The following is a 14,012-nucleotide window of genomic DNA, read 5'->3' on the forward strand; positions in this document are numbered from 1 at the left end:
AAGGTTGTCATAGCCGTTGCCTTTATGTGAAGTTTTGAATTACCAGATACGTACTCTTTCTTCAGGTGCAAGATACAATTCGTCTTCTGGCTGAACATTAAAAGCTTCATACCATGCATCATGATTACGAGGCGCTTGTGCTCTATAGCGACCAGGCGCATGAGTACCGGCACGTAACTGGTTCAGCATGCTTTGCTCGGTACGTTTTTCACGCCATACTTGTGCCCATGCGAGGAAGAAACGCTGATCGCCAGTAAGCCCGTCAATAACAGGGGCTTCTTTACCGTTTAGGCTAAGTTTATAAGCGTGGTATGCCATTGCTAGCCCACCTACATCACCAATATTTTCACCTAAGCTATTGCGGCCATTTACGAAGTTTCCTTCTATTGGTTCATATTGACTATATTGGGCAGCGAGCTTATCAGCTTTTTCATCGAAAGCTGCTCTATCTGCATCTGTCCACCAATTGCGTTGGATACCATTAGCGTCTGATTTAGAGCCTTGGTCGTCGAAGCCATGGCCCATCTCATGGCCTATAACCGCGCCAATTGCGCCGTAGTTTACAGCAGGATCTGCATTTGGATCGAAAAATGGCGGTTGAAGTATGGCAGCGGGGAAAACAATCTCGTTGAACGAGCTGTTATAGTACGCATTTACCTGTTGTGGCGTCATACCCCAACGCTCACGATCGGTTTTTTCTAACTCTTTATCCACCGATTGCTGGTGGAAGAAAGAACGTAAATTTCTAACATTGCCAATGAGATCATCAGAACTTATGCTAAGCCCATCAAAGGATTGCCATTCATCTGGGTAGCCAATTTTAGGATTAAACGCCATTAGTTTTTGTTTGGCATTAGCTTTAGTTTCTTCACCCATCCAATCAAGGCTATCAATACGCTCGTCAAGCGCAGCTCTTAGGTTTTCAACCAATGCGGCCATTTGTTCTTTTGAGCTTTCTGGAAAGTATTCCTTCACATAAAGCTTGCCGATTGCAAAACCAAGAGATTGTGTACCTGACATTTGGCTTACAGCGCGCTTCCAGCGTGGGCGAGGTTCTTTTTGACCGCTTAAGGTAGTGCCGTAAAAGTCGAAGTTGGCCTGGTAAATATCTTGTGATAATAAGCCCGCGTTATTTTTAATTGTATGGTAGGTTAAATAGGCCTTCCATTTATCCAAGCTCGTTTCATTGATAATTTCAATGGCATCTTTTACCGGTTGTGGCTGCGTAATATTAAGTTCTGGAACCTTATATCCCATCTGGGCAAAGTAAGTGTCCCAGTCAAACCCGGGATAGTCATCCGACAACTTGTCACGCTCAATCTGGTTAAGAGTAAGATCGCGATCTCTACGCTTTTCCCGTGGCCACTGAATTTCAGCAATCTGGGTTTCAAGAGCAAGAATTTCAGCGGCTTGTTCTGCTGGGTTTTCTACCTCAGCGAAACCTAACATTTGTTCGATATGTGCTACATAGGCTTCACGGATTTTTACAAAGCGCTCGTCATCACTTAAATAGTAGTCGCGATCAGGTAGGCCTAGACCACCCACGCCCACACTCAGTTGATACTCATTAGGGTCTAGACGGTTGTACCACATGCTACCATTAATGGGTGAGCTTGCGCCTGTTAGCCATGCGTTACCGAATACTTCAGTCAGATCTTGTTGTGAGCTTATTTGGCTAATTTCTGAAAGCACATCAGAAATAGGGCTTAACCCTTTTTCATTGATGGTATCTACATCCATATAGGCAACGAAGAAGTCATGTACTAACTGCTCATCTTCGGTGAGGGTGTCTTTTTCAAGCAAACTATCAATAATGTTTTTTACTTGCTTTTCGCTGCGTTCAGCTAAACCAGTGAAGGCACCATAGCGTGTTTTGTCCGCGGGTAACTCGTAATTGTCGTACCATGAGCCACTGGCATACATAAAGAAGTCATCGCCAGGTTTGACGTTTTCGTTACGGGCAGATAAATCAACCCCAAAGCTGCCTAATTCAGCTTCATTAGTACCTGCGGTATCAGCCGTCGCGGCGTGATCTGAGACCTGTTTTTCTGGCGTTTCAGGTTGACTACATCCAAGTAGGCCCAAAGAAGCGGCAACTGCCGCGGCGAGGAGTGTTTTTCTCATTTTATTTTCTCATTGTTGTCGTTGTTGTGTTTGTCCTTAACCCAGAGGCTAAGGGGTCAGAAACACTTGTTGTTTTAAGTTTTGGTGTAAAAAGGCTATTAAACGGTAAAACATTTCTTGCTTGATTAAAATATTGCGTCATTTGACGAGTATCTTGTTGTAAAAATTCTGCTACAGCTTGTTGAAAGGCCGGATGGAAAAGCAAATGTTGTGATTGGCAATAAATAGGCTCGAAGCCTCTTAATAATTTGTGTTCGCCTTGCGTACCAGGGTTAAAAAGGGGAAGACGATGCAAAATAGCAAATTTGATACCTTCGAAGTAACAGGCTGCGAAGTGTAGACCATCAATCTCTTTTAGCGTCCCCCAGTAACGACCATATAGCCCAGCGTCGTTAAATAAAAATAAGGCGCAAGCAACCGGTATTTCATTTTCATATGCGGTTACAAATAACAGGTTCTCTGCCATTGTGGAACATAATTGCTCGAAGAAGTCTTGGTTTAAATAGCCTAGGTGACCGCTACGTTTTAAGTATGTGGCTTGATAACATTTCACAAAAAAGGCCACTACCTCGCTATCAATTTCCTCGGCTGAGGTATGAGTAAAGGTAATACCTGCTTCACGAATTCGTTTTTCAGTCTTTCTGATCTCCTTACGCTTTCTTGCTGTTAGCACAGTAAGGAAGTCGTCGAAGGTATCGTAATCATAATTGTGCCACTGAAATTGCACAGCATAGCGAGTTAACACGTTTTTTGATAATGATAAGTGCGCTTGGGAGGCTGAATCAGTAAACAGCCAATGCATAGAAGATACAACGCCATTGTCGTAGGCTTCGATGGCCGTCTGAATACGAGAAAGGAGTACGGGAGTTAACGGGTAATCCCGCTTTACCAGCATCCGAGCGCCAGTGACAGGTGTAAATGGGATCGCCGCTACCCATTTGGGGTAGTAGCTAATTCCATGCTGGTGATAGGCGTTGGCCCAACCTTGATCGAAAACGTATTCGCCATAACTGTGGGTTTTTAGATAGCCCGGAACAAGTAAGACAATTTGGTGGTTTTCTTTAACCACAATATGCATAGGTTGCCAGCCAGAAGCGCTATTGCAACATTCACTTTGTTCTAGCGCATTTAGAAACGCGTGGCGCAAAAATGGACCTTCACCCTCTGAAAGTGCATCCCAGTCTGTGGGGGCTATATCAGAAATTCGATGTACAATACTTACTTGGCTATTTGTCATTAATACGGCTTTATACTGAAGTGGGCAAGACTAAACACTATCATTGTCGATACAATAGCAGCATACAGTAAAACAATGAACATAGTTGATAGGGTCTACAGTGTCAGACTTTGACAGAAAACTCATTACAGACGCGATTACTCGCATGCTTGCAAGACGAGAGCATAGCTATAACGAAATTTGCCAAAAACTTTCGTTAAAGGGGATAGAAAACGAAGACTTTATCCCCATTTTAGAAGAATTCAAGCAAGCCAACATCCAGTGTAATAGGCGTTTCGCTGAAAGCCGCGCCAGAGCGCTTTATTTAAAAGGCGCTGGGCCGCGCAAAATAAAACTCGATTTACAGCAACATGGTGTTGATGAAGCCGATACCGAAGCCGCGTTTAATGAGATTCAGCCAGATTGGTTTGCGGCAGCGCATAAAGTAAAAGTAAAAAAATTTGGTGCCGACAAAGCAACCGACTTTAAACGTGCGATGAAGCAAAAACAGTTTTTACAATACCGCGGTTTTTACCACGAACATATTGAGTTTGCCGTGAACGGGGAATAATCGCCGTTTTTCTGCAAATTACCGCCACAAAGGTGGCATTTTTATTGGCTGGCATACTGCACCGCACTTAACAAAAAAGTGACATTCGTGGTATTGTTGAGCACCTCCGTGCGGCGTTATTGGCAATTTGAGCTGGCTGCATCGCACTTTTATTAATTGTATTAAGGAAGTTAGGTTTTCAATGACATTATCAACTGCTGACTTACGCCAAAAGTTTTTCGATTATTTTAAAAGTCATGGCCATCAGACCGTCTCAAGTTCGTCCCTGGTGCCGGCAGATGATCCTACGCTCCTGTTTACCAACGCGGGCATGAATCAGTTTAAAGACACTTTCTTAGGTACTGAAAAGCGTAGTTATACCCGCGCGGTATCCTCACAGCGATGCGTACGCGCAGGGGGAAAGCACAATGATCTGGAAAACGTAGGCTATACCGCACGCCACCATACGTTTTTCGAAATGCTCGGTAATTTTAGTTTCGGTGACTATTTCAAAAAAGAAGCAATTACTTTTGCGTGGAACTTTTTAACCCAAGAATTGCAACTGCCGAAAGAGAAGCTTCTGGTCACGGTGTATTCTGAAGACGATGAAGCTTTCGATATTTGGGAAAATTTTATTGGGGTACCAAAAGAAAAGATCATTCGTATAAGTACCTCGGATAACTTCTGGTCAATGGGCGATACAGGGCCGTGTGGCCCTTGCTCTGAAATATTTTATGATCATGGCGAACATATCTGGGGTGGCCCTCCTGGTACGCCTGAAGAAGACGGTGATCGTTTCATTGAAATCTGGAACCTTGTTTTCATGCAATATAATAAACAAGCTGACGGTACTATGGAACCTTTGCCTAAGCCTTCGATAGATACAGGCATGGGGCTTGAGCGTATTTCAGCGATATTGCAAAACGTTCACAGTAATTACGAGATTGACCTGTTTCAGAACCTTATAAAAGCTGCCGCTGAGATAGTGGGCACCGACGATTTGCATAATAAGTCGCTGCGTGTAATTGCCGATCATATTCGTTCTTGTAGTTTCCTTATTTGTGATGGTGTGATGCCCTCGAATGAAGGTCGCGGCTATGTGCTACGCCGTATTATCCGCCGAGCGGTAAGACACGGGAATAAAATGGGTGCCGAGGACATTTTCTTCTACAAATTGGTTGCGGCGCTAAGTGAGGAAATGGGGGCGGCATATCCCGAGTTGGTTGATCAACGTCCAGTTATCGAAAAAGTACTAAAAGTTGAAGAAGAACAATTTAGTAAAACGCTGGCACGCGGTATGGCAATGCTAAATGATACGCTTGAATCGTTAGAAGGGGATACCATTCCAGGTGATGTGGTATTTAAACTTTACGATACCTATGGTTTTCCTACCGATTTAACCAATGATGTGGCCCGCGAACACGACCTTAATATCGACGTTGAAGGCTTTGAAGCCGCTATGCAGGCGCAGCGCGCTAGAGCGCAGCAAGCCAGTAACTTTGGTGCAGACTACAACGACAAACTCGTGATTGAACATCAAACCTCGTTCACCGGCTATAGCGATATTGAAGGTCAAGCCGAAGTTGTAGAACTTATTGCAGATAATGCATTTTGTGAACGTTTACAGGACGGACAAGAAGGCGTAGTCGTTCTTGATAGTACGCCTTTTTATGCAGAAAGCGGTGGCCAGGCGGGAGATAAAGGTATATTGCGGGTGGCAAATGGTGAGTTTATTGTCACCGATACCCAGAAAATGGGGAACGCATTTGCACACAAAGGCAAAGTAAAAGGCACCATTAATAAAGGCGATACCGCCACCGCCGCCATTGATAGTAGTAACCGTGAAGCGGTGAAGAAGAACCACAGCGCTACGCATTTATTGCATGCTGCCTTAAGAGAAATTCTAGGCGAGCACGTTACGCAGAAGGGCTCCCTAGTTGAAGCCACTCGTATGCGTTTTGACTTTTCGCACTATGAAGCACTTACTACCGATCAAATTGCGCTTATCGAGCGCAGAGTGAACGAAGAAGTACGCGCTAATCACGTGCTTAAAACTCAGCTTATGGGGCTGGAAGAGGCAAAAGCATCGGGTGCTATGGCCTTGTTTGGTGAGAAGTACGATGAGAAAGTGCGCGTGGTGACTATGGGGCCATTCTCAGTAGAGTTATGTGGTGGGACCCATGTAAACAGTACAGGCGAAATAGGCTTGTTTAAAATTGTCACTGAAGCGGGCATTGCCTCGGGGGTTAGACGTATAGAAGCGATAACCGGGGAACACGCGGTTAACCACGTACAAAAACAGCAAGAAGCCCTCGCAGAAATTGCAGCTTTACTTAAAACTGACACTCAAAATGTAGTGGAACGGGTAGTTTCATTGCAAAATCATACTAAAGAACTAGAAAAATCACTTACTTCTGCGAAACAAAAACTGGCGAGTCAGCAAGGCGCTGATATGCTTAATAGTGTAGTAGAAGTAAATGGCACCAAGGTATTGATTGCCAAGCTAGAAGGTGTTGAGTCTAAGTCATTGCGTGGCATGATGGATGACATAAAGAACCGAATTGGCGAAGGGATCGTAGTACTAGGTGTAGCAAACGATGCAAAAGTGAATCTTATTGTAGGCGTAACCAAAGGGTTAACAAGCAAAGTGAAAGCCGGTGAGTTGGTAAACTTTGTTGCAGCACAAGTCGGTGGCAAGGGCGGTGGTCGTCCTGATATGGCACAGGCGGGCGGCGATAAGCCCGAGAACCTAGGCGCAGCGCTAGATTCAGTTAACGCTTGGCTAGAAGATAAGCTATAATCACCGGGTAGTATGCAGTAAGTTTTTGAAGTGACACAAAAACACGGAATTGCTGCTGCCGCTGTCGGGTCGTGCCGGCATCGCGGCGAACTAATGAAGGATACGTTAAGTATAGAAGGAACAGGAGCAAGCGAATGCTTATTTTGACTCGTCGAGTTGGTGAAACACTTATGGTTGGTGACGATGTGACTGTTACCGTTTTGGGTGTTAAAGGGAATCAGGTTCGAATTGGTGTTAATGCGCCAAAGGAAGTATCTGTGCACCGTGAAGAGATTTATATGCGTATTCAAGCGGAGAAGGGCGGTCAGTCCGAAACTTCAGAATAAGCAATTGCTTCACAAATAAAAAAGGCAGCAAAACGCCTAACGTCATTCAGTAGTGACGCTTTTACTGAATGGAGCAAGATGTTTTGTTGTAACGAACGGTCCTATTTTTGGGCCGTTTTCTTTTTCTGGCTATATGAATACCTTAACTTTATTTCTCATGGCTCTTAGCATCTGAGTGAAACGCTCCGTCTTTACTAGACGGACTTTGTTTGAATTTTTTTAGCTTTTCATAAGCAGGTGTCGGTGTTTTATTCGCTTCGCCATGCTTGCCTCTAGCCATCTCCAGCGCATATTAAAAAGCCCCGACCACCAAGGGAAAACTGTAATTTTGTCAGCCTGAAAAGAGAGACCAATCGGTCAGGGAAGACACTTTACCGTTAGGTGCTAAGCAGAATGTTGGCCTTTTTTCGTGAGATGAAAAAATAAATTTAAAACTTTTTAGGTTTTTTAGCATATTAACTAATATGTCTCGTTAGCGTCGTTATTTTTTGGCTCATTGTTTTTTGCTCGCCGAATGAGCAAAAAACGTGTTTTTTGAACGATTTGTTCAAAATCTCAGCGAGTAAACATTTTTCTATAAAAAAGGTTTGACTCCGGCCAATGAATCCGTAAAATGCAGCCCCACTTAAGGAGAGGTGGGTGAGTGGCTGAAACCAGTTCCCTGCTAAGGAACCATACGCATTACGCGTATCGAGGGTTCGAATCCCTCCCTCTCCGCCATTATTCGTTGATAGTGGCGGTCGACAAAAAGTTTATTGCGCGTGTGTAGCTCAGCTGGATAGAGTACCTGGCTACGAACCAGGCGGTCGGAGGTTCGAATCCTTCCACACGCGCCACTTACTTTAATCGTCACCTTTCGGTTTAGCACCCGAGAGTATACAAGTTAACGCGTGTGTAGCTCAGCTGGATAGAGTACCTGGCTACGAACCAGGCGGTCGGAGGTTCGAATCCTTCCACACGCGCCATATTGAAGAGCCCACCTCATTGAGGTGGGCTTTTTCATTTCTTTCATTCCAAATATATTATCTTCCTTGCCTATACGGTTTCTGCTTATGCGTCTCTATAAGACTCGCTGCTTGTATTTCTTTTATGCTCTACACTTGTTGCTTCTATTTTCTATAACGGGCGTGTATTGCCGTACAGCGCCCTACTGAAGCCTTATAGATGTCGAAACGGGGGCAACACCAACTTAATGCCACATAGTGGCGTTTTGCCTATGCCGTTATTTTTGCAAAAATATTACACTGCATCGCATAAACATATGATAAAAATTGAATTTAGTGCATAAATGTAAGCTTTTATTCATTTAATTACTGTGGGGAGTTGTGTTTGTACCAGCCACATGGTAATTATTCTGCATCACAACATTACAAGGTCTATCATGGAACAAAGCGCAGTTACCAGTTTGCTACTAGAAGCCGGCTCACTGATGCTTATCGGAATGCTGTTTGTTTTTGCATTTCTAGGCTTACTTATAATCGGTGTGCAGTTAATCACTAAGTTCTGTAACGCGTTTGAAGGGGACGCAGTTCAGCCTCCCACAATGTCGAGGCTGAAAGCCGCACAACCCGGCGTAGACGGCAACATTGTTGCTGCTATTACCGCTGCGGTTCATACTCATCGTCAAGCGAATAAAAAATAATTATTTAGGAGTTTCCATGTCTAAGCCACTGGCCTTAACCGAGCTAGTCTTGCGTGACGCTCATCAATCGTTGCTTGCTACTCGCATGCGGATTGAAGATATGTTACCGATTGCTCAAGAATTAGATAAAGCTGGCTTTTGGTCAGTGGAGTCTTGGGGAGGCGCTACCTTTGATGCCTGTATTCGCTATTTAGGTGAAGATCCCTGGGATCGTATACGTAAACTGAAAGCGGCGATGCCAAATACCAAGCAACAAATGCTACTGCGCGGTCAAAATTTGCTCGGTTATCGCCACTACGCCGATGATGTGGTAACACGCTTCGTCGAGCGCGCCCACGAAAATGGCGTTGATGTATTTAGAATTTTCGACGCAATGAATGACATGCGAAATCTAGAAACTGCGATCAAAGCTACCGTAGAGTGCGGTGCGCATGCTCAAGGTACAATTTCATACACCGTGAGCCCAGTGCATAACCTTCCCCTATGGTTAGATATGGCGAAGCGTCTTGAGGATATGGGTGTTCATTCTATTTGTGTGAAAGATATGGCTGGGCTTCTTAAGCCGTACGATTGCGAAGCGCTTATTAGCGGGCTTAAAGAAACCGTAGATGTTCCTATAGCCATGCAGTGTCATGCTACCACAGGCTTGAGCACAGCAACGTATCAGAAGGCTGTGGATGCAGGCATTGATATGCTAGATACGGCCATTTCTTCTATGAGTATGACCTATGGCCATACTGCCACTGAAACCATGGTATCCATTGTGGAGGGTACTGAGCGGGACACGGGCCTTTCATTGCCGCAGCTTGAAAAGATCGCAAGCTACTTTCGTGATGTACGCAAAAAATACAGTAAATTTGAGGGCAGCCTTAAAGGGGTTGATGCCCGTATTCTATTGGCGCAGGTGCCCGGCGGCATGCTAACAAACATGGAAAGCCAGCTAAAAGAGCAGGGCGCTGAGGATAAATTCGAAGAGGTGTTACAAGAAATACCTCGGGTTCGAGAAGATTTAGGCTTTATTCCGTTAGTAACGCCTACCTCGCAAATTGTTGGCACGCAATCTGTGCTTAACGTACTGACCGGCGAGCGCTATAAGAGTATTACCAAAGAAACCGCAGGTGTACTAAAAGGTGAGTACGGTGCGACGGCTGCCCCGGTGAATGGTGAACTTCAAGCTCGCGTACTTGATGGTAATGAGCCTATTACTTGCCGCCCTGCCGACAATATAGCGCCAGAGCTTGAAAGCCTAGAAGTTGAGCTATCTGAACTTGCTAAGAATCAATCTATCTCGTTAAGTGATGAAAAAATTGACGATGTACTTACCTACGCGCTGTTTCCTCAGATAGGCCTTAAGTTCTTACAAAACCGTGGTAACCCTGACGCATTCGAGCCGGCCCCAGGAAATGAGCCGGATAGTGATAAGTCTGCCAAGGCGCCTACGGGGGCAGGGGACTCTAAAGAAACAAAAGGCACTGCCGCTGCTTATGATGTGAATGTAGATGGCAAGCTATATCATGTGCAGGTAGCACCGAGCGGTGAATTAAGCAGTATTACACCGGTAAAAAATACGCAAGCTACTTCTACCTCAACCTCCGATGCTGCTACACCCAGCACCAGTGAAACCATTAACGCACCGCTTGCAGGAAATGTGTTTAAACTCATGGTTCGCGCTGGAGATGCTGTTTCTGAAGGTGATGTAGTGATGATTTTGGAAGCCATGAAGATGGAAACTGAAATTCGTTCTGCGTTTAGCGGCTCTGTTAGCGATATTCTCGTTAAAGAAGGTGACGCTATTACCAGTGGTCAACCTTTGATCGCGCTGGGGTAATAAATGGATAAGTTATCAGTGCTATGGGATAGCACCGCATTAGCTCATTTTGAAAGTGGGCAGCTTATAATGATGGCAGTGGGTTTTGGCCTACTCTATTTAGCCATCGTAAAAAAGTTTGAACCCTTGTTACTAATCCCTATTGGGTTTGGCGCCTTGCTAACCAACATCCCTCTGGCGGGGTTTTCAGAAGCAGGAGGCCTTCTTCACTATATTTATGAAGTAGGAATAGATACAGGTGTCTTTCCTTTACTCATATTTATGGGGGTTGGCGCAATGACCGACTTTGGTGCGCTTATCGCTAACCCACGTATGTTGTTGCTAGGCGCAGCAGCGCAGTTTGGCATTTTCGCTACGTTATTCGGTGCCATTGCGCTTAATTTAGTACCTGGTTTTGAGTTTACCCTTAAAGATGCCAGTGCAATTGCTATTATTGGCGGCGCTGATGGGCCTACGGCCATTTTTCTGGCCTCTAGGCTTGCCCCTGATTTACTCGGTGCGATTGCTGTGGCCGCGTATTCTTACATGGCGCTTGTACCTATTATTCAACCTCCTATCATGCGTGCGCTAACCAGTAAAGAAGAGCGCAATATTGAAATGGCACAACTGAGACCGGTTTCAACCCGTGAAAAAATCTTGTTTCCATTGGCGGTGCTGTCATTAACCGTGCTTTTTCTTCCTTCAGCTACGCCCCTTGTGGGCATGTTCTGTTTCGGTAACCTGATGAAAGAATGTGGCGTAGTGGATAGACTTAGCAATACGGCGCAAAACGAGTTAATTAATACAGTTACGATCTTTCTTGGTTTAGCCGTAGGCTCAAAGCTTTCAGCTGATAAGTTTCTAACAGTAGAAACGCTGGGGATATTAGGGCTAGGGGCTATCGCGTTTGCTATAGGAACCGCCACTGGCGTTTTAATGGCCAAGTTGATGGGTAAGTTTAGTAAAGACCCAATCAACCCGCTTATAGGCGCTGCCGGCGTTTCTGCCGTCCCCATGGCGGCCCGTGTGGTTAATAAAGTAGGCTTAGCGTCTAACCCGCATAACTTTTTGCTTATGCATGCCATGGGCCCGAATGTAGCGGGCGTTCTCGGCTCTGCCGTCGCAGCCGGTATTCTACTAGCCCTTGTAGGCTAGAGAAAAGGTTCGAGTCTTAGTAAAAAGCTAAGGAAAATGAACCATATAACAAGGTTAACAGCGTAGTAAAACAGCACCTTTCAGGTGCTGTTTTTTTTGCTACTGCAATGACATCTGTCTAATGTTGCAAAGCACCATTTTCGTTATCAAATCTTACGGTTTTATTCCAATGTCATTGAGCTGGTCTAGTACATGATGGCAATTTTCAATAAGGTGTTCTCGTAACTTTCTAATCGCAGGCGTGATAAGTTGCCGAGAGGGGCAAATTAACCAAAGCTCTCCGGTCTTAGGCGGGTATTCAGGTAATAGTTGAACCAATCTGTTAGCAAGTAAGTCGCGCGACATATCTAACGCTGATTTAACTGCAATCCCTTTCCCTGCTACACACCAGCGCCTTACTAATTCAGCATCGTTGGTGGCCCTATCGCCCTTTACCTTCACTTTAATGTTGTCTTCTGTACTTGATTGGAATTCCCATACATTGTGCACAATGTCGTGAAGCTCATACAAAAGCGCATTATGTGACAATAATTCGTTTGGCTGCTTTGGTGTTCCATAGCGCGCAATGTAGTTAGGTGAAGCGCAGGCAACGCGGGGGACGTCACATATTTTAAACCCATAAAGTCTGGAGTCAGCAGGGGCCCCGTAACGCAAGGCAACATCTACAGGCTCGCGATAAAAATCTATATTGCTATCACTGATGTGCAGTTTTAGGGTTACCTTAGGGTACATATCTATAAAATCATCAAGCCAACCCAGCACAAAATTACGCCCTAGGTCGGAGGGCACGGCTAAACGGATCTCACCCTCAACTAACCCTAAATCATTCTTTGAGCTTTGTTTAATTTGGCTAAGTAAGAGCACCGCTTGCTCAATTTGCGGAATATGCTTTTCCCCCGCACTTGAGAGTTTTAACTGGCGCGTAGTACGCTGGAAAAGTGCCACACCGAATGCTTTCTCCACTCTGATAACGGCGGCGCTAGCGGTGGCGGTTATCATATCTAGGCTGTCAGCCGCTTTTTTTATGCTCTTAAATTCAGCTACTTTGAGCACCACTTCTAAATCACTTATTAACATATTTTCAAATAATAATTGATAGTAATACAAATATTAGCCTGTTTTTGCATTACAAAACAAGCGCTACACTTACTCCAGTTAAAGCGATTCTTACTGATGGAGTGACCTATGAAAGCAATTGGATATAAAAACGCAGCACCAATAGTTACCGATGACGCATTGGTAGATATTGAACTTGAGCTACCCGTGGCAACAGGAAGAGATTTACTTATTAACGTTCGTGCAATCGCGGTAAACCCAGTGGACTTTAAAATTCGTCAGAATGTATCTTCGACTGACGATAGCTATAAGGTGCTAGGTTGGGACGCCGTTGGTGAAGTAGTCTCAATAGGCGATGAAGTCGAGTTATTTTCCCCCGGCGACCTGGTTTATTACGCTGGCGATTTAACTCGCCACGGTAGCAATGCCCAATACCAGTTAGTAGACGAACGCTTAGTAGCACATAAACCTGCGCGTTTAAGTGATGCAGAAGCAGCCGCTATGCCGTTAACCACGATTACAGCATGGGAACTACTTTTTGATCATCTGGCGATTAAAAAGCGGGAATCAGCTGAGCATAACAGTGATAGTAAAGATGTATTACTGGTAGTGGGCGCCTCGGGGGGCGTGGGCTCTATATTGGTACAATTGGCGAAACAACTGACCAACGCCACCGTTATTGCCACCGCTTCTCGCCCTTCAAGTCAGCGTTGGGTAGAGGGGTTAGGGGCAGACTATGTTATCGATCACAGTAAGCCCTTAGTTGAGCAGATATCAGCATTAAATATCGATGCGGTTACCCATGTGGCAAGCCTTACTCATACCGATAGCTATCTTGATGCTTATGTCGACGTACTCAAACCTATGGGGAAAATAGCACTTACCGACGATCCTGACTCGCTTGACGTGATGAAACTCAAGACTAAAAGCATATCTCTGCATTGGGAGTTTATGTTTACACGTTCAATGTTTAAAACCCACGACATGGTTGCTCACCACGCGTTATTAACGGAGGTGGCCACCTTAATTGACAACGGGGCTATCAAGACCACAGTGGGCCAACATCTGGGCACAATTAATGCCAAAAACCTACTTAACGCGCATACTATTTTAGCGTCGGGTAGTGCTATTGGTAAATTGGTTTTAGAAGGCTTTTGAGCTATTACCTATAAGGGCGAACAAACATGATGAATACAAAACTATCCACACTTCCATTGCTTATTACAATGCTTTTTACGGGCTCATCCGTTATGGCAAATCAAGCCACTGAAATAGAAACCGTTGCTAAATTTAACGGGTCACGGGCCGCTGGGGTCGCTATCACCGACAATGGGCG

General features: G+C 44.9%; 10 protein-coding genes and 3 tRNA genes. 10 read left to right on the plus strand and 3 right to left on the minus strand.

The genetic code is table 11. From position 1 onward, the window contains the following. Positions 1-39: 39 nt before the first annotated feature. Positions 40-2,124 (minus strand): M13 family metallopeptidase, encoded by a 2,085-nt coding sequence (locus tag GTH32_RS11585; RefSeq protein ID WP_163085886.1) that lies wholly within the window; start codon positions 2,122-2,124, stop codon positions 40-42. Between the two features lies 1 nt (position 2,125). Then, entirely contained in the window at positions 2,126-3,361 is a 1,236-nt protein-coding gene (locus GTH32_RS11590) for a GNAT family N-acetyltransferase (protein WP_163085888.1), read from the minus strand. A 100-nt stretch (positions 3,362-3,461) separates the two neighbouring features. Here GTH32_RS11590 and GTH32_RS11595 point away from each other — a divergent pair, with 100 nt between their 5' ends. The 9 genes from GTH32_RS11595 to GTH32_RS11635 all read left to right on the plus strand — a co-directional run bounded on the left by GTH32_RS11595 (position 3,462) and on the right by GTH32_RS11635 (position 11,620). Next, positions 3,462-3,911, plus strand: coding sequence for a RecX family transcriptional regulator (locus GTH32_RS11595; RefSeq protein WP_163085890.1), 450 nt, complete (start codon positions 3,462-3,464; stop codon positions 3,909-3,911). Between the two features lie 181 nt (positions 3,912-4,092). Then, a complete protein-coding gene (alaS, locus tag GTH32_RS11600) occupies positions 4,093-6,690 on the plus strand; it encodes an alanine--tRNA ligase (protein ID WP_163085892.1) in 2,598 nt (865 codons plus the stop codon). A gap of 134 nt (positions 6,691-6,824) precedes the next feature. Next, positions 6,825-7,016: a carbon storage regulator CsrA gene (gene csrA / locus GTH32_RS11605; protein ID WP_163085894.1), complete on the plus strand. Its 192-nt coding sequence runs from the start codon at positions 6,825-6,827 to the stop codon at positions 7,014-7,016. 629 nt (positions 7,017-7,645) lie between these two features. Continuing rightward, positions 7,646-7,736 (plus strand) — tRNA-Ser (locus GTH32_RS11610). A gap of 39 nt (positions 7,737-7,775) precedes the next feature. Then, positions 7,776-7,852: transfer RNA gene (locus tag GTH32_RS11615), tRNA-Arg, on the plus strand. Between the two features lie 52 nt (positions 7,853-7,904). Further along, positions 7,905-7,981: transfer RNA gene (locus GTH32_RS11620), tRNA-Arg, on the plus strand. Positions 7,982-8,397: 416 nt separating this feature from the next. After that, positions 8,398-8,658, plus strand: a complete 261-nt coding sequence (locus GTH32_RS11625; RefSeq protein WP_163085896.1) for an OadG family protein — start codon at positions 8,398-8,400, stop codon at positions 8,656-8,658. A 16-nt stretch (positions 8,659-8,674) separates the two neighbouring features. After that, positions 8,675-10,486, plus strand: coding sequence for a sodium-extruding oxaloacetate decarboxylase subunit alpha (gene oadA / locus GTH32_RS11630; protein WP_163085898.1), 1,812 nt, complete (start codon positions 8,675-8,677; stop codon positions 10,484-10,486). A 3-nt stretch (positions 10,487-10,489) separates the two neighbouring features. After that, positions 10,490-11,620, plus strand: coding sequence for a sodium ion-translocating decarboxylase subunit beta (locus GTH32_RS11635; protein WP_163085900.1), 1,131 nt, complete (start codon positions 10,490-10,492; stop codon positions 11,618-11,620). 153 nt (positions 11,621-11,773) lie between these two features. Here GTH32_RS11635 and GTH32_RS11640 read toward each other — a convergent pair whose 3' ends face one another. Then, positions 11,774-12,697, minus strand: coding sequence for a LysR family transcriptional regulator (locus GTH32_RS11640; protein WP_163085902.1), 924 nt, complete (start codon positions 12,695-12,697; stop codon positions 11,774-11,776). 108 nt (positions 12,698-12,805) lie between these two features. On the opposite strand from GTH32_RS11640, the gene GTH32_RS11645 reads away from it, so the two are divergent. Beyond that, complete coding sequence (locus tag GTH32_RS11645; RefSeq protein WP_163085904.1) at positions 12,806-13,834, plus strand: zinc-binding alcohol dehydrogenase family protein; 1,029 nt, start codon at positions 12,806-12,808, stop codon at positions 13,832-13,834. The last annotated feature ends 178 nt before the right edge of the window (positions 13,835-14,012 follow it).

This window comes from Alteromonas profundi (genome assembly GCF_010500865.1).
Taxonomy (GTDB): Bacteria; Pseudomonadota; Gammaproteobacteria; order Enterobacterales; family Alteromonadaceae; genus Alteromonas; species Alteromonas profundi.